The organism is Kitasatospora sp. NPDC056181 (assembly GCF_042266225.1).
Classification (GTDB): Bacteria; Actinomycetota; Actinomycetes; order Streptomycetales; family Streptomycetaceae; genus Kitasatospora.
Genome location: NZ_JBHJUK010000006.1, coordinates 53,081 through 69,953, shown reverse-complemented (window position 1 = coordinate 69,953; position 16,873 = coordinate 53,081). Strand labels below are relative to the sequence as shown.

General features: G+C 72.7%; 10 protein-coding genes. 7 read left to right on the top strand and 3 right to left on the bottom strand.

The window, feature by feature from the left end; translation table 11 throughout:
* Positions 1-12: 12 nt before the first annotated feature.
* Entirely contained in the window at positions 13-2,130 is a 2,118-nt protein-coding gene (locus ACFC1F_RS04680) for an alpha-galactosidase (RefSeq protein WP_376155646.1), read from the bottom strand.
* A gap of 170 nt (positions 2,131-2,300) precedes the next feature.
* Here ACFC1F_RS04680 and ACFC1F_RS04675 point away from each other — a divergent pair, with 170 nt between their 5' ends.
* From ACFC1F_RS04675 to ACFC1F_RS04645, 7 genes are all read left to right on the top strand, one after another.
* Entirely contained in the window at positions 2,301-3,458 is a 1,158-nt protein-coding gene (locus tag ACFC1F_RS04675; RefSeq protein WP_307853303.1) for an ROK family transcriptional regulator, read from the top strand.
* A 177-nt stretch (positions 3,459-3,635) separates the two neighbouring features.
* Positions 3,636-4,907: an ABC transporter substrate-binding protein gene (locus ACFC1F_RS04670; RefSeq protein WP_376155644.1), complete on the top strand. Its 1,272-nt coding sequence runs from the start codon at positions 3,636-3,638 to the stop codon at positions 4,905-4,907.
* Positions 4,904-5,911 carry a carbohydrate ABC transporter permease gene (locus ACFC1F_RS04665; protein WP_209414939.1) on the top strand — a complete coding sequence of 336 codons (1,008 nt, stop codon included), beginning with the start codon at positions 4,904-4,906 and terminating at the stop codon, positions 5,909-5,911. Before ACFC1F_RS04670 ends, ACFC1F_RS04665 begins: the two co-directional genes overlap by 4 nt.
* Positions 5,912-5,916: 5 nt before the next feature.
* Positions 5,917-6,762 (top strand): carbohydrate ABC transporter permease, encoded by an 846-nt coding sequence (locus ACFC1F_RS04660; protein ID WP_376155643.1) that lies wholly within the window; start codon positions 5,917-5,919, stop codon positions 6,760-6,762.
* Between the two features lie 93 nt (positions 6,763-6,855).
* Entirely contained in the window at positions 6,856-8,817 is a 1,962-nt protein-coding gene (locus tag ACFC1F_RS04655; protein ID WP_376155641.1) for a glycoside hydrolase family 5 protein, read from the top strand.
* Positions 8,818-8,854: 37 nt separating this feature from the next.
* Complete coding sequence (locus tag ACFC1F_RS04650; RefSeq protein WP_376155640.1) at positions 8,855-10,609, top strand: glycoside hydrolase family 35 protein; 1,755 nt, start codon at positions 8,855-8,857, stop codon at positions 10,607-10,609.
* 620 nt (positions 10,610-11,229) lie between these two features.
* A complete protein-coding gene (locus ACFC1F_RS04645) occupies positions 11,230-12,087 on the top strand; it encodes a glutathione S-transferase C-terminal domain-containing protein (protein ID WP_376155638.1) in 858 nt (285 codons plus the stop codon).
* Between the two features lie 84 nt (positions 12,088-12,171).
* On the opposite strand, the gene ACFC1F_RS04640 is transcribed toward ACFC1F_RS04645, so the two are convergent.
* Together ACFC1F_RS04640 and ACFC1F_RS04635 are read right to left on the bottom strand one after the other, a co-directional pair.
* On the bottom strand, positions 12,172-13,893 hold the full coding sequence (locus ACFC1F_RS04640; protein ID WP_376155636.1) for a SulP family inorganic anion transporter: 1,722 nt from the start codon (positions 13,891-13,893) through the stop codon (positions 12,172-12,174).
* Between the two features lie 163 nt (positions 13,894-14,056).
* Complete coding sequence (locus ACFC1F_RS04635) at positions 14,057-16,669, bottom strand: SpoIIE family protein phosphatase (RefSeq protein WP_376155634.1); 2,613 nt, start codon at positions 16,667-16,669, stop codon at positions 14,057-14,059.
* Positions 16,670-16,873: the final 204 nt, after the last annotated feature.

The following is a 16,873-nucleotide window of genomic DNA, read 5'->3' as shown; positions in this document are numbered from 1 at the left end:
GAGGTGCGGAGGTCAGGTGATCCGGTGCAGCCGGATCAGGCGGCTGGCGTAGTCGCCGGCGGGCAGCCGCAGGTCGATGCCCCGCCGGGTCAGGACGGCGCCGCTGTGGGCGGTGCCCTCGTCGACGTCGAGGTAGCGGGCCGCGGGGTCCAGGGCCGGCAGGGCGAGGCCGGGGGACTGGTGGCCGAACCGGGTCGCGGGGCGCCAGGCGAGGACGGCGTGTTCGCCGCCGTCCTGGGCCGCGTAGTGCACGGCCGTCACTCCGCCGGGGCCGTGCAGGCGGTGCTGGCGGCCGTGCTGGACCAGGGGGCGGATCTCCTTGTAGCGGGCGACGAATGCGGCGGCCTCGTCGAGTTCCTCCTCCGACCAGGCGGTCAGGTCGGCGCCGAGGCCGAGCGCGCCGGCCATGGCGACGTGGAAGCGGAACCGCAGGGGGGTGGTGCGGCCGGTGCTGACGTTGGGGCTGTCGGTCACCCAGGCGGCCATGGCCTGGGCGGGGAAGAGCTGGCTGAACCCGTGCTGGATGCCGATCCGGTCGACCGGGTCGGTGTTGTCGGAGGTCCAGACCTGGTCGGTGCGGGCGAGGATGCCGAGGTCGGCCCGTCCGCCGCCGCCCGCGCAGGCCTCGATGCGCAGGCCGGGATGGTCGGCGCGGAGGCGGTCCATGATCCGGTGGACGGCGCGCGTGTGGTCGATCCAGAGCCGGTCGGGGTCCGGGTCGCCGGCCCAACCGGCCTCGGTGACGACCCGGTTGGCGTCCCACTTGAGCCAGTCGACGTCGTGCTCGCGCACCAGGTGGTCCAGGGTCCGGTGGGCCCAGGCCTCGACGTCGGGGCGGGCGAAGTTCAGCATGAGCTGGTTGCGCAGCTCGGTGGCGTCGCGGGTCGCCGCGTGGACGACCCAGTCGGGACGGGCGCGGTAGAGGTCGCTGTCGCGGTTGACCATCTCCGGCTCCACCCACAGTCCGAAGGCCATGCCCAGGCGGTGCACCTCGTCGGCCAGGGGGCGCAGCCCGTCGGGGAACGCCGCCGGCCGGGGTGTCCAGTCGCCGAGGCCGGCGCGGTCACTGGTGCGGCCGCCGAACCATCCGTCGTCGAGGACGAAGAGTTCGGCGCCCACGCGTGCGGCCAGCCGGGCCAGGTGCAGCTGGCCGGCCTGGTCGACGTCGAATCCGGTGGCCTCCCACGAGTTGTAGACGACGGGCCGGTGGCGTTCGGGGCCGGGAATGACCTCGGTGCGGATGTGGGTGTGCCAGGCGCGGCTGGCGGCGCCGAAGCCGCCGGGGGTGTAGAGGCCGGCGAAGACGGGGGTGTGCAGGTGCTCTCCGGGCCGGAGGGTCCAGCTGATTCCCTCGTGGCCGAAGCCGCCGGTCCAGGTGGTGCGGCCGACCGGGTCGCGGTGCACGGTGACGCGCCAACTCCCGCTCCAGGCCAGGGCGGTGCTCCAGACCTCGCCCTGTTCCTCGTCGGCGGTGCCGTCGTCGAGGGCGAGCCAGGGGCCGGCGTGGTGGCTGGTGACGCCGCGCCGGCTGGTGAGGACGGTCTCGGCGACCGGGAGCCGGTCGCGGTGCAGCTGGAACTCGCTGTTCCAGCCGCCCACGAGGTGGCTGAGCCGGTAGTCGGGCAGTGCCGGCACCGTCCAGGAGGCGGAGTCCAGCCGGTCGACGCCGATCGGGCCGGAGTCGTCGGCGCCGGTGTGGGTGAGTTCCGTCCAGCGCTCGATGACGTCACTGCCGGGGCGGACGCGGTAGCACAGGTCGGCGGCCAGCGGGTAGTGGCGGTCGGCCAGTCGTAGCCGCAGCTCCCCGCCCCGGACCGTGTGCCCGGTGAAGGACCACTGGGCGCCGCGGGTGCCGTCGGCGAACCGCACCTGGAGGCCGGCGGGCCCGAAGCGCGCGCCGGTCTGCGGGGCCAGCTCGTCCGGCGCGGGGTCCGCCTCGAAGCTGCTCGCGGCGGGTGAGGTGGGCGCGGGCAGTCCGTCGAGGGTAGCGGTGTCGATCTCCGCCCCCCAGTGCAGGTGCCGGGGGCTGCCGTCGGCGCCGATGCGTACGGCGTAGACGCTGTTCGGGGTCCGCAGGACCGCCAGCCCTCGGGCGGGGTCGAAGGATACGGATGAGGTCGTGGGAGGCACGGGGGGTCCTGAGGGGGTGTCGGGCGACGCTGGGGGTCGGGCCGGGCCGGAAGGGTCCGCCGTCATGGTGAACGACTCTGGAAGCGCCCGGAGTTGGGCCAGAGCGTAGGACCGTCCTGACGGGAAATCAATACTGGACGAAGTTATTTATTTACCGGTAGGTTGCCGCCGTGTTTCCAAACCACTCGCAGCCGCTGGTCTCCGCTCCGGCCGAAACCGCCATCCTCGCCATGCTGCTGGCCGAGAGCCCGCTCAGCCGGGTGGAGCTGGCCCGTCGGACGGGCCTGTCCTCGACTGCCGTGACCAAGGCCGCGCGGCCGCTCATCGACGACGGCTACCTGCACGAACTCCCCCCGGAGCGCACCGCTCCGGGGGCCGGACGTCCCGTCAACCCGCTCGCCGTCACTCCCGACCGGGAGTTCTTCGTCGGTGTGAAGATCAGTGCCGACACCCTCTTCGGCACGGTCTGCGACCTGCGGGCCCGGATGCGCACCACCGCCGTCCGCCCGCTGGGCGAGCGCGACCCCGCCGCCGTGTGCGCGCTGCTGACCGACCTCGTCGCCGAACTCCTCGACGCGAGACCCGAGTACCGGGCCCGCACCCGGCACCTGGGCATCGCGGTCTCCGGCGACGTGGACCGCCCCAGGGGGCGCGTCCGCTACTCCGTGCTCCCCGGCTGGCACGACGTGCCGCTGGCCGAGACCGTCGCGGCGGCGACCGGCCTGATCGTCACCGTGGAGAACGACGTCAAGGCCCTCACCGCCGCCGAGCACTGGTACGGGGAGGGCATCGGCACCGAGTACTTCGCACTGGTCACCATCGGAGCCGGCATCGGCTCGGGGATCGTCGTCAACGGTGAGCTGGTCACCGGCGCGTACGGCGTCGCCGGCGAGATGGGGCACATCAGCATCGACCCGTCCGGGCCGCGGTGCCACTGCGGCCAGGTCGGCTGCGTCGAGGCCATCGCCTCCAGCGATGCCATCCTCGCCACCGTCCGCCGCGCCACCGGCGACCCGGACCTCGACTTCGACGGTGCCGTGCAGCTCGCCCGCGGCGGGGAACCCGCCGCCCGCGACGCCTTCGCCCGGGCCGGCCACGCGATCGGCACGGGCATCGCCACCCTGGTCAACCTGCTCGGCCCCGAGCGCGTCGTCGTCACCGGCGAAGGACTCGACACCTACGACCTCTTCGGAACGCACATCAAGGAGGCCTACGCCGCCCACTGCTTCAAGGCGGCGGCGAGGTGTCCGCTGACCCTGCGTCCGCTCCCGTGGGAGGAGTGGGCCCGCGGAGCCGCCGTCGTCGGCATCCAGGCCCTGCTTCCCTGAAGGCCTCCGGCCGATCGTCACCACGCCGACCCCTGGCAGCCCGGGATCCACCGACCGCCCGATCCGAGCCTGCGGCACGACCGGTGTCCGCCACCGCCTGCCGGCCGTGAACGCCGGACACCGGCCACGCCGGACGACCACCCCCCAGCCCCACACCCTCAGCCCGAAGGATGCGACGTGAACGCACAGAAATCCCGGCTCAGCCGCAGAGGATTCCTCGGCGGATCCATCCTGTTCGTCGCCGGAGCAGCGGTCGGCTGCACCAGCAACCCGACCGGCGCAGCCTCCGGCGGGGCGAAGACCACCCTGAACGTCTGGTCCCACGCCTACGGCGAGGCCGGCACCCAGCAGGCCCTCACCCGCTACGCGGCCGAGTTCACCAAGGCCAACCCGGACATCGCGGTCAAGATCACCTGGACCCCGGGCGACTACACCGGCAAGCTCAACGCGACCCTGCTCACCGACGCGGCCCCGGACGTCTTCGAGATCGGCGACTTCAACGACAGCCTCGCCTGGCACGGCCAGATAGCCCAACTGGACGACCTCTACGGCAGCGCCAAGTCCGACTTCAACCAGGGCGACCTCGACACGGCGACCGTCGACGGCAAGCTCTACGGCGTCAAGATGATCGACGACGTCATGATGCTCTACTACCGCAAGAGCGCCCTGTCCAAGGCCGGCATCACCCCGCCCGACACCTTCGACGCGCTCGCCGCCGCGGCCAAGGCCCTGACCACCAAGAACACCAAGGGCCTGTTCCTCGGCAACGACGGCCTGGGAGACAGCGCCATCCTGGCGGTGTGGTCCAACGGCGGCGACCTGGTCGCCGACGGCAAGGCCGCCTTCGGCTCCCCGCAGGCCGCCGAGGCCGTGGGCGGCCTCAAGCGCCTGCACGACGACCAGTCCCTGCTCCTCGGCTTCACCACCGACTGGTGGGATCCCGCCGCCCTCACCCAGAACGTCGTCCCGATGCAGTGGGGCGGCCTCTGGTCGATGCCCGCCGTCAAGACCGCGCTCGGCGACGACTTCGGCGTCCTGCCCTGGCCCGCCTACAAGGCCGGCGGCACGCCCGTCGTGCGCGTCGGCGGCTGGACCAGCTGCGTCAACGCCAAGGGCAGGAACGTCGACGCGGCCAAGAAGTTCGTCCAGTGGCTCTGGATCCAGCAGACCGACCTGCAGAAGGACTGGTCGGAGAACTATGGCTTCCACATCCCGCCGCGCAAGTCCGTCGCCGCCACCGCCGACAAGGTCACCCAGGGCGCCGCCAAGGAGACCGTCGACCTGGCCGCCAAGTACGGCCGGCACAACCCCGGCAGTTGGAACACCGCGGTGAGCTCCCTGTTCAGCGCGGCCGCGGCGAAGATCGTCAGCGGGCAGGGCGACGCGTCCCCGCTCCTGGCCGACGCGGCCAGGCAGGCCCAGACCGAGATCGACAAGCAGCGCGCATGACGAAGCCCGCATCCCCGGCCGTGCTTCACGACCGGCGCGCCGGGAGCCGAACGGCCGGGAGCCGGGCGGCCGGGCCGCGGGGCACCGCCCCCACCCGGCGGCCGCGCGCGGACCGGCGTGCCTGGGGAGCATTCGCACTCCTCGCCGGACCGCTGCTGATCGGCCTCGGCGTCTTCAAGTACGTCGCGATCGGCTGGAGCTTCCTGCTCAGCCTCAGCGAGGCCCGCGGCACCATCGCGCTGGGCCACTGGGTCGGCCTGGACAACTACCAGGCACTGCTCTCCGACGCCGTGTTCCGCAGATCGCTCGTCCAGATCCTGCTGTTCACGCTGTTCATCGTGCCGGTGACGTTCGCCGCCTCGCTGGGACTCGCACTGCTGGTGCACCGGATCCGGCGCGGCCGGGCCCTGCTGCGCACCGCCTTCCTGATCCCGGCCGCCGTCTCCTACGTCGCGGCGTCCCTGGTGTGGAAGATGTGCCTGTTCAACGGGCTGCCGGCCGGCATCGCCAACAGCATCGGCGGATGGTTCGGCATGTCCGCCGTCCCGTGGCTGCAGACCACCTCGCCGCCGCTGTACTGGGTCGTCCTCGTCACCCTCCGCCTCTGGCTCCAGGTCGGCTTCTACATGGTGCTCTTCCTGGCCGGCCTCCAGGGCATCCCCAAGGAGATCCACGAGGCCGCCGCACTCGACGGCGCCACCGGCCTGCGCCTGCTGCGCAGGATCACCCTGCCGATGCTGCGCAACACCTCGGTGGCCGTCCTGATGCTGCAGTTCATCGCCGCCTTCCAGGCGTTCGACGAGTTCTACAACCTGTTCAACAGCGGGCTGTCCGGGGCGGCGACCGCCCCGGTCCGGACCCCGCTGGTCTATCTCTACGACACCGCGATGGGCGCCCAGAACTACGGCCTCGGATCGGCCGGAGCCTTCGTGCTCACCGCCGTCATCGTCGGTGCGACCCTGCTCCAGGGCCGGGTCACCGGCTTCGGCAAGGGGGAGGAGTGAGCGGAATGCGACACACGCGAGAGCTGCCGCGGGTACTTCGCCGGTGCGCGCGCGGGGTGCTGGCGGGCCTGCTGACGGCCGTCTTCCTGACGCCCTTCTACCTGATGCTGCGCAACGCGCTGATGGACACGCGGGGCCTGACGTCACCGGACTGGACCTGGTGGCCGTCGACCATGCACTGGGAGAACTTCAGCGGGCTCTTCAGCGACCCCGCCCTGCACATGGGCCAGGCCCTCGGCAACTCGCTGCTGATCGCCGCGATCACCGCCCCGGTGTCGACGGTCCTCGCCTCCGCCGCCGGGTACGCCCTCGCGCGGATACCGGTGCCCGGGCGAGGCGTCCTGCTCGCCCTGGTGGTGGCCACGCTGATGATCCCCGGCTCGGTGACGTTCGTGCCCACCTTCGTCCTCGTGGGCTCCATGGGCGGGGTCAACACGCTGTGGGGGATCATCGCACCCGGGCTGTTCAACCCCTTCGCCGTCCTGCTCTTCCGCAACTTCTACCTCCAGTTCCCCACCGAGATCGAGGAGGCCGGACGCCTGGACGGGCTCGGCTGGCTCGGCCTCTACCGCCGGATCGCGCTTCCGTCGTCCGGGGCGATGCTGGCCTCGCTCGGCGCGCTCGCCTTCATCGACAGCTGGAACTCCTTCCTGTGGCCGCTCGTCATCGGCCAGGACCCGTCGGCGTGGACGGCCCAGATCGCCCTGTCGACCTTCCTCACCTCCCAGACCATCAACCTGCCGGGACTGTTCGCCGGAGCCGTCGTGACCATCGCCCCGCTGGTCGCCATGTTCCTGGTCGCCCAGCGCTACATCGTCGAAGGCATCGCCACCAGCGGACTCAAGGGCTGAGCCGCCCCCGCTCCGCCCCCCTGACTCCGGACCGCCGGTCCGGGCCGCACCATCCGAAGATCCGAGGCCCCACCCCACCCTGGAGGGGAAACCATGAGGTCAGACAGCCCGCCTCCCACCGTCCGAAGCTCCTTCGCCCGAACCCTGCCCGCCGCGGCCGTCGCGGTGGCCCTCGCCCTCGGCGGGACACCCGCTGCCGCCGCAGCGCCCCCCACCACCGCCCCGACCACCGATTCCGCCATGACGGGGGCACAGCTCGCGGCGTCGTGGACCGGTCCGCTCAGCACCCGGGGCCGGTACATCGTCGACGCCAACGGCGACCGCTTCAAGCTGAAGGCCGGCAACTGGGCCGGCGCGCAGGGCACCTGGGAGGGCAGCGGGGACGTCAACGACCCCGCCCACAACCAGGCGGGACAGGTGTCGCACAACATCCCGCTGGGCCTGGACCGGACGCCGATCGCGCAGATCCTGGCCGACTTCCACGGCCTGGGCCTCAACAGCATGCGACTGCCGTTCGCCAACGCGATGATCCACGACACCAGCACCGTGCCGGACGCGGCGGTGGCCGCCAACCCGCAGCTGAAGGGCAAGACCCCGCTGCAGGTCTACGACGCGGTGGTCGCCGCACTGACCGCCGAGGGCTTCGCGGTCATCCTCAACAACCACACCACCAGCTACCGCTTCTGCTGCGGCCTGGACGGCAACGAGCGCTGGAACAGCGGCCAGTCCACCCAGCAGTGGGAGGCGGACTGGCTGTTCATGGTGCAGCGCTACCAGGCGAACAAGCGCGTCGTGGGCGCGGACCTGCGCAACGAGGTCCGCCGCGACACCTGGGACAACCCCAACTGGGGCATGGGCGACAGCCACGACGAGTACGCCGCGTTCGAGGAGGCCGGCAACCGGATCCTCCAGGCCGACCCCGACATGCTGGTCGTCATGGAGGGCATCAACTGGTCCGGGATCCCGACCCCGATCACCTGGCACGAACGACCGATGCTCACCCCGGTGCGCACCCTCTCGAACACGCTGGTCCGTTCGGACAAGCTCGTCTACGCGGCCCACTTCTACGCCTACACCGGGCCCGCCAACACCGGGGCGGAAAGCGGCCCGGGCTCCACCAACGACCCCCGCTACCAGGACTTCACCCCCGAACAGCTCGCCCAGGTCGTCAACGACGAGGCGCTGTTCGTCACCCAGTCCGGCCAGCACTTCACGGCGCCGGTGTGGATCAGCGAGTTCGGCGCGGCCGGCCGCGGCTCGGCCAACGCCAAGGAACAAGCCTGGTTCCACAACTTCACCGACATCCTGGTGAAGAACGACGCCGACTTCGCCCAGTGGCCGGTCGTCGGCTGGAGCGACGCCAACGGCAAGCCGCAGGACAACTGGGCCCTGCTCTCCTACGACGCCACCGGCAAGCGGCTCGGCCTGGGCGACCCCGGCGACTGGCGGGCCGCCGACTGGAACAAGCTGATCAACGCGCCCGGCCTCACCGGCCCGGTCGCACCGGTCGACCACTGGAACATGCTCGACCTCGACTTCGGTGACCAGAACGTCTCCAGCCGCATGCTCGCCCAGGGCGACTGGTCCAACGGCAACCGCAAGGGCAACTGCCCCGACACCGAGCGCCTGGTCGGCCTCGGCCGCAGCGACGGCCGCGGCCTGTGCACCGACGCGGGCCGGCCCGCCGCCGGAGCCGGCGCCTGGGTGACCGTCACCGACGAGCGCTACGTCACCCACGGCGACTGGGCCCCGGGCTACAACAAGCTCCAGTGCCCCGACAACACCTACGCCGTCGGCTACAGCGTCCACGGCAACGCGATGTCCGCCCTGCTCTGCGCGCCCGCCGCGGCTCCGCTGCCGACCACCGGGCGCAACGCCTGGTTCGACCACGGCGACAACCGCCCCGCCACGGGCGGCTCCACCGCCAGCGACTGGGCACCCGGCTACTACAAGGGCCAGTGCGCCGACAACGAGTACCTCGCCGGCGTCGCCTACACCTGGAAGTGGAACCACGGCGGAGTCCCCGACACCCTGCTCTGCCGCCCCCTGAGCTGACCTGACGACCGCCCCGACCGCAAGGAGCACCACGGCAATGCCACGACTGGAGATCGCCGCAGACGGCTTCCGTCTCGACGACCGACCGCTGCGGATCATCTCCGGCGGGCTGCACTACTTCCGCGTCCACCCGGAGCAGTGGGCCGACCGGCTCCGCAAAGCACGTCTGATGGGGCTGAACACGGTCGAGACCTACGTCCCGTGGAACCTCCACGCGCCCCGGCGCGGGGAGTTCCGGCTGGACGCAGGTCTCGACCTGCCCCGGTTCCTCGACCTGGCCGCCGCCGAAGGCCTGTACGTGCTGCTGCGCCCGGGCCCGTACATCTGCGCCGAGTGGGAGGGCGGGGGCCTGCCCTCCTGGCTGCTCGCCGACGAGGACGTCGAACTGCGCAGCCGCGACCCGCGCTACCTGAAGGCGGTCGACGACTACCTCGGCGCCCTGCTGCCGTCCGTCCTCCCTCACCTCTCCACCCGCGGCGGCCCGATCCTCGCCGTCCAGCTGGAGAACGAGTACGGCGCGTACGGCGACGACACCGGCTACCTGGCGGAGCTGGCGCAGATGCTGGACCGGCACGGAGTGGACGTGCCGCTGTTCACCTGCGACCAGCCCTCCGACCTGGCCCGCGGCGGCCTCGACGGCGTCCTGCGCACCGTCAACCTCGGCAGCCGGGTGGACGCCGGGCTCGCCGAACTGCGCACGCAACAGCCGTCCGGGCCGCTGATGTGCAGCGAGTTCTGGATCGGCTGGTTCGACCGCTGGGGCGGCACCCATGTCACCCGCAGCGCGGCCGACGCCGCCGCCGACCTCGACCGGCTGCTCGCGGCCGGTGCCTCGGTCAACATCTACATGTTCCACGGCGGCACCAACTTCGGCCTCACCAACGGCGCCAACGACAAGGGCAGGTACCGTCCCACCGTCACCTCGTACGACTACGACGCGCCGCTGGACGAGGCGGGCGACCCCGGTCCCAAGTATGCCGCCTTCCGTGAGGTCATCGCCAGGTACGCGCCCGTCCCCGAGCAGCCGGTACCCGCCCCCTCGCCCAAACTCGCCCCGGCCGTCGTCGAACTCACCGCCTGCGCAAGCCTCCTGGACCACCGCGAGGGTCTCGGCAGTGCGGTGCACGCCGACCGCCCGCAACTCATGGAGGAGCTCGACCAGTCCTTCGGATTCGTCCTGTACGAGACGGTGCTCCCGGTGGCCGGGCCGGCGGTCCTGCGCATCGCCGAGGTGCGCGACCGCGCCCAGGTCTTCGTCGACGGCCAGCCGGTCGGCGTCCTGGAGCGCGAGAGTCACGAGCGCGCCCTCGCCTTCCACGTGCCCCGCGGCGGTGCGCACCTGGCCGTGCTGGTGGAGAACCAGGGCAGGGTCAACTACGGGCAGGGCATGCACGACCGCAAGGGGCTGCTCGGAGAGGTCACCGTCAACGGCCTGGCCCCGGAGGGCTGGTCCAGCCGGCCGCTGCCCCTCGACGATCTGCGTGGGCTCTCCTTCACCGCGTTCGAGCCCGCCGTTCCCCCGGTCGGCCCGGCCTTCCACCGCGGACACCTCGACCTGGAGCAGCCGGCCGACGGCTTCATCGCCCTGGACGGCTGGACCAAGGGCCAGGTGTGGATCAACGGCTTCGCACTCGGCCGGTACTGGTCCCGAGGCCCGCAGACCACGCTCTACGTCCCCGCGCCGGTCCTGACGGCCGGCCGGAACGAGATCACGGTGCTCGAACTGCACGGCTCGACCACCCGCACCGTGGAACTGCGGGACACTCCCGATCTGGGCCCCACCGAAGACTGAGTCCGACGACGTCGGACCGAGGCCGACGACGCAAGACCGGGGCCGACGACGCCGGACCGAGCCCTACGACGCCCCCGCCTCGGCATCTCCGCCCGGGGCGGGGGCAACCGACGTTCAAGGAGAGCCGGTCCAGCGGGCCGCACCTGCCGATCGGCGGGTGCGGCCCACGGCCCCGATCGTCCAGGTGAGCGGGACGCGACGTCCCACCATGCGGGACGCAGCCGTTCCCTGCTGCCGCAACCCTTGACGCGGCGGCGATGCGGGAAGAGACTCCGAGACGCAGATCCTCTAGCGTGGGCGGGAGAGCCGTGAGGCGAGTGGAGCCGGTGACCGACGGCGTGGCCCACGCCGTCCGGCTGCTCCCGGTGCTGACGCACCGTCGCCACATCGATCTGCAGCGGGTGTGCAGCAGCATGGCCTGAGTGCCGGCTCCCCGCCGTCCGGCGACCAGTCCCGTCCGGCGGCCGCCTCTCCCGTCCGGCGACCACTCCCGTCCGAGCCCACGGGGCGATTGCCTCTCCTGAGACCGCCCTTCACCCCGCTCCTCACCCCGCCTGATCAGTCCGATCAGTCCGATCAGTCGTACGCGCGTCCGCGTACCTCCGACGCCCGGGAGACCCATGTCCTCCTCGTTCCCCTCCGTCGAGCCCTCCCTCCGTGGGCGAATCGGCCACGATGCCCGAAGCGGGTACTACCCCGCGCCCCACCGCTACCGCCTCCACCTCGCGCTCTCCTGTCCGGACGGTCTGCGGATCGCCGTCACCCACAGCCTGCTCGGCCTCGACGACACCCTTCCGGTGACGCTGCTGCCGGCCCTGCCGGACGCGGGTGACGACGGCTACCTCGCGCTGCGACCGCTGTACGAGGCGAGCTCGCATCGTCACCCCGGTCCGGCGACCGCACCGGTGCTCAGCGACGACTGGAGCGGACGGATCGTCAGCACCGACCCCGCCGGGATCCTCACCGACCTGGCCCGGCGGTTCGCCGGACCCGACCTGTACCCGCGTGGCGCCGAGACCGCGATCGAGACGGTCGGACTGCTGTGCGAGCGGAGCATCAACGCCCCGGCCCAGACCGCGGGTCGGACCGACACCGACCCGGCCGCGCGGGGGACGGCCCTGCACGTCCTGATGGACGGGCTGGCCCGGATCGAGCGCCGCCTGGACGACCGGGCCCACCTGCTGGGGGAGGAGCCGACCCTCGCGGACGTACGGCTCTGGGTGACCCTGGTCCAGCTGGACACCGTGCACCGCTGGCACCTCGACGCCGCCGCCGTGCACCGCATCGCCGAGCACACCCGGGTGTGGGCCTACGCCCGCCGACTGGCCGGCCACCCGGCCTTCGGCCGTCACCTCGCCCTGGACGACATCGCCCTCCGCCACCACGCCCGCTGCCAGGGCAGGGAGGGCGCCGGAGCGGCGATGCAGATCGTGGACTGGGCGGAGCACGCCCAGTCGCGGGCGCAGCAGCCCGGCTGAGGGCGGGATCGGGCCCCGGTGGGGGCCCGGTTCGACGGGTGCGGTGGCCGCAGCGGACGCCGAGGGCGTCTCCCGGGCCGGGCCTCACCCGGCCGGCGGCTCCTCGGGGGGCGCGTCCGGCGGCGCGTCGGGGGGCCCGCCGTCCGGATACGCCCGGACGGCGTCGATCAGGTTGCCGAAGACGTTCTCGGGCGGGATCCGCTGCCAGAGCTCGTAGACCTTCAGGGTGTCCACCAGGGCGGAGTCGGGACGCGCGAGGACGAACGTGACGCCGCGCACGGCGAGGAAGTCGAGCAGGCCGTGGAGGCGGATCCCGGCGGAGTAGTCGACGTCGGCGATGCCCGCGGCGTCGAGCACCAGCCAGCGCACCGGATCGGGCGCGTTGTCGACGAGGGCCGTGACCTCGTCGGCGAAGCGGCTCGCGTTCGCGTAGAAGAGCTCCGCGTTGAAACGGAAGACGATCAGGCCGGGCGCGCTCTCGATCCCGGGCCCGGCGGCCGTGTACGTCGGCACGCCCTCGCCGGTGACGCCGACGACGAAGTCCTTGGGCCGGTACTCCCGGCGGACGACCTCGAACAGGGACAGCGCGAGGGCCAGCAGGACGCCCTGCTCGACGCCGATGCCGAACACCGCGAAGGCGGTCACGACGGCCACGACGAACTCGTTGCGGCGCCGGGTGCGGATCTGGCGGAGACCGCGCAGGTCGATGAGGTCGAGGCCCACCAGGAACACGATCGCGGCCAGCGTCGCGAGCGGCATGTCGGCCAGCAGTCCGGTGAAGACCAGCGCGACCAGGAGCGAGACGAGCGCCATCGTGAGGTTGGCGACCTGCGTCCGGCCGCGTTGCTGGTCGAGGATCTCCGTCTTGGTCGGGGAGCCGTTGACGACGAAGGTCCCGCTGAGCCCGGCGGCGATGTTGGCGACCGAAAGGCCGACCAGGTCGCGGTCGACGTCGACGCGGTCGCCGTGGCGGGTCGCGAAGCTGTGCGACGTGGCCGCGCTCTGCGCCAGGATCATGACGAAGCAGGAGACCGCCACGGTGAAGACCGCGGACACGTCGCCGGGGGCCAGCCCGGACGGCAGGCCGAACGGCGGGAGGCCGCCCTCGACGGCACCGACGACCGCGACCCCGTGGCCGGAGGCGTCCGTCGCCGTGGACACGGCGATCAGCACGACCACCGCCACGATGGAACCGGGGAACCGGGGCAGGAACCGTTTGAAGACCACGATGATCACGATGGTGGCGGCGCCGAAGGCGAAGGTGCGCCAGGAGACCTCGTCGAGGCGGGACATCCAGGACCACTGCTGCTGGAACCAGTTGCCGCGGCCGCCGGGGATGCCGAGCAGGTCGGGAATCTGAGCCGTCGACACCTGGACGCCGACACCCGTCAGGAACCCGATCAGCACGGCGGCCGACAGGAAGTCGGCGAGGAAGCCCAGCCGGAGCAGGCGCGCGACGGCCAGGAGGGCGCCCGACAGGAGGGCGGTCAATCCGGCCAGCCCGACCCACTGCGGCGAGCCCGGGACGAGACCGTTCACACCCAGCCCGAGCAGCCCGGCGGAGAGGATCGCCGCGGTGGCGGAGTCCGCGCCGACGACGAGCAGCTTCGACGAGCCCAGCAGGGCGAACGCGACCGCCGGGAGGATCAGTGTGTACAGGCCGGTGACGATGGGCATGCCGGCGATCGAGGTGTACCCCATGACCTCGGGGATCGCGACCGCGGACAGGGCCACCCCGGCGAGCACGTCGCGGCCCAGCCACGCCCGCCGGTACCCGCGCAGCGACACGGGGACGAGCCTCGTCATGCCAGTCACGTGGGCACCTCGACAGCAGCCGGAGAACGCGGACGCTCCCATGGTGGCCGCCGGAGGGCCCCGGTACCGGTATTCGGTCCGAGTCCGCGGTGTCGGCGGCGGTTCCCACTCGGGGCGCGAGTCACCGTCCCCACCCGGGGCGGAGGCACCGTCCCTACTCGGGGCGGTAGGCGGTGAGCAGCAGCGCGATGTCGTCGGAGCGGCGCGGGGAGCGTCGGGCCTTCCGCAGCAGTTGGTCGGCGAGCTCCTCGAGGTCTCCGGCGCGGGCGTGGGCCAGCGAGGCCCGCAGGTCGTCGATGCCCAGATCGATGTCGCTGCCGCGTTCCTCGACGAGGCCGTCGGTGTAGAGGGCGAGGATCGACCCGCGGGGAAGGTCCAGCCGGGTCTCGGGATAGGTGCTGGTGCCGTCGACACCGAGGAGCGGGCCGCCTGCCAGCTCCAGGACGTCCGTGCTGCCGTCGGGGCGGCGCAGCAGGGGCGGGCAGTGCCCGGCGCGGACGGCGTAGGCGCGGTCGGTGCCCGGTTCGACGCGGATGTAGCAGCAGCTGGCGAGCAGTCCGGGATCGAGGTCGACCAGGATCCGGTTGGTGCCGGCCAGGACGGCGCTGGGTGAGTGACCGGCCGTGGCGAAAGCCCTCACCGCGCTGCGCAGTTGGCCCATGGTGCCGGCTGCCGCGATGTTGTGGCCCTCGACGTCCCCGACCACGAGGGCCACCCCGTCACCGGTGGGGATCACGTCGTACCAGTCGCCGCCGATGTCCATCCCGCTGGTGCCGGGCAGGTACCGGCCGGCGGTGCGGATGCCCGGCAGGACGGGCAGGCGGTGGGGGAGGAGCGCGGTCTGCAGGCCGTGGGCGAGCGCGGACTTCGCGTCGTAGAGGCGGGCGCGTTCGAGTGCCTGGGCGATCAGGCCGCTGAGCGCGGTCAGGATGCCGCGGTCCTTGGTGGTGAGGTGGTGGATGTCGTCGAAGCCGAGGATGCAGGCGCCGACGGGACGGTTGGAGGCGATGAGCGGCAGGTAGGCCCAGGCCCCGACGCCCTCCACGGAGTCGGCCGGGAAGGCGTCGACGGGATCCCCCCGGGACTCGATGAACAGGGGCACGCCGAAAGCGGGCGCCTGCGTTCCGGGCAGCGGGGCGTTGAGCGGTCTGCCTTCCAGCCGGTGCAGGAGGCGGTCGTGGTGGCCGGTCCGGAAGCGCAGGTGCAGCCGGCCTTCCTCGATCACGTAGACGGCCAGGTGCTGTCCGCCGAAGGCCGGCAGGAGCTGGTCGGCGACGACCTCGCACACCTCGTCCATGGTGACCGCCTCGGTCAGCGCGCTGCCGAGCTGCATCATGCGGTAGATGGCGCCGAGGCGCGCGGGTGCGGTCCGGGCCGTCGGCCGGCCGGGGGCGGAATGCCCGGGCCCGGGAGGGGGTGGAGCACCGGTCGGTTCCTCGGAGCCCACCGGTGGCCCGGCCGCCGGCGCCGGCGGTTGCGGGGGGCCGGAGGGCACCACTCTGCCGGTCACCCCGTTCGCGTCCGGATGGAGGGAGAAGGCCAGCCACCGGTCCGGCGGGCGGCAGACCAGGAAGGTGGTGGGCTGCTGCGAGACCATCGCGGCCCGGTGCCGGTCCTCGTAGGTGGGATCGGACAGCCAGGGGAGGACGTCCCAGAGGCAGCGCCCGAGCAGCTCCGGGCCGGGCACCCCGAGCAACTGCTCAAGACTGCGATTGGCATAGGTGACCTGGCCGTCCGGGGCGAGGGAGAAGAGCCCGTCCCGGAGCCGTTCCACCGCCGTGACGGCCGCGGCGCCGGCCCCGGCGTCGAGCACGCTCCCGACCAGGTGGGAGCGGACCTCCCTCCCGGGTGCCTCCGGTACGCGACCCCACAGCTCCACGGTGCGGTACCCCTGCGCCGTGCGGACGCGCAGTCGCCGGGCGAGCACCCTCCCGTCCGTGATGGCCGCGCGGGCCGCGGCCCGGAGCGAGAGCCGGTCGCCGGGGTGCAGCCGGGAGGCCAGCGTCTCGGCCCGCCCGTCGAACGCGGCGGGCGCGAGGCCGAAGATCGCGCACAGCTCGTCGTCGGCGACCACGGCCCCGGTGTCGAGCCGCCAGTCGAAGAGGCCGACCCGCACCGCCGGTACGTCGGGAGCCGGGACCTGGAGGGGGACCGTGGTGGCGTCGTACTCGGGGGTGCCTCCGCGGGACCGGAGGTCGGTGAGGGTGGCGCCGAGGTGGTTGGCGATGGTCCGCAGGTGGCGGAGCTGGGCTCTGGACAGCCCCGCGTGCCCGGGTGTCGCCGCCCACACCACCGCCAGTGCCCCCAGGCTCTCCGGCCCCGCCCTGACCGGCACCGACGCCGAGCCGAACCGGTACGGCAGGGCCACCGAGAGCTGGGGATAGCGCCGCATCGTCTCCTCAGCGTCGGCCAGGTGGACCGTCCGGCCCGACCGGTAGGCCACCGCCACCGGAAGAGGGCTGTTGACCGGGATGAGCCACCAGCCGCCGAGCAGGGAGGGCGGTGTGCCGCACGTGGCCGCCAGTACGATCGAGCGGCCGTCCCGGGAGCGGAGGAAGACGCTGCCGGCGTGGGCGGCGCTCTCCCCGACGGCCTTGACCACGGCCGTCACCAGGGCGTCCTCGCATTCCGCCTGCAGACTGCCGGCCGCCGCCGCACCGGCCGCGTGCCCGGGACGGTCGACTCCCGCCGCGGCGCCCGCGTCCGGGCGGGCCGAGGTGGCCCCGGCATGCGGTCCTGCCTGATCCACGGGCTCGTACCGACTCATGCCTTCCGATCTACGTCCGGCCGACGCCGCTGTCAAGGCCGACCGGGTGGGCGGGCCCGTCCTGTCGGCCCCGCCCACCACCGTCGTGCCTGACGGCGTGGCCCCGGCCGACGGGACGAGCGGCGGTGGCGGGGCGGCGGGACGAGCAGCGGTGGCGGGGCGGCGACGGCGGCCCGCCGAGCGGCCCGGATGCCCGTCCGGGGC

Excerpts from the sequence above, each read along its gene's own strand:
- ACFC1F_RS04665 (WP_209414939.1), top strand. The coding sequence starts at position 4,904 with ATGACGAAGCCCGCATCCCCGGCCGTGCTTCACGACCGGCGCGCCGGG.
- ACFC1F_RS04660 (WP_376155643.1), top strand. The coding sequence starts at position 5,917 with ATGCGACACACGCGAGAGCTGCCGCGGGTACTTCGCCGGTGCGCGCGC.
- ACFC1F_RS04655 (WP_376155641.1), top strand. The coding sequence starts at position 6,856 with ATGAGGTCAGACAGCCCGCCTCCCACCGTCCGAAGCTCCTTCGCCCGA.
- ACFC1F_RS04650 (WP_376155640.1), top strand. The coding sequence starts at position 8,855 with ATGCCACGACTGGAGATCGCCGCAGACGGCTTCCGTCTCGACGACCGA.
- ACFC1F_RS04645 (WP_376155638.1), top strand. The coding sequence starts at position 11,230 with ATGTCCTCCTCGTTCCCCTCCGTCGAGCCCTCCCTCCGTGGGCGAATC.
- ACFC1F_RS04640 (WP_376155636.1), bottom strand. The coding sequence starts at position 13,893 with ATGACGAGGCTCGTCCCCGTGTCGCTGCGCGGGTACCGGCGGGCGTGG.
- ACFC1F_RS04635 (WP_376155634.1), bottom strand. The coding sequence starts at position 16,669 with ATGAGTCGGTACGAGCCCGTGGATCAGGCAGGACCGCATGCCGGGGCC.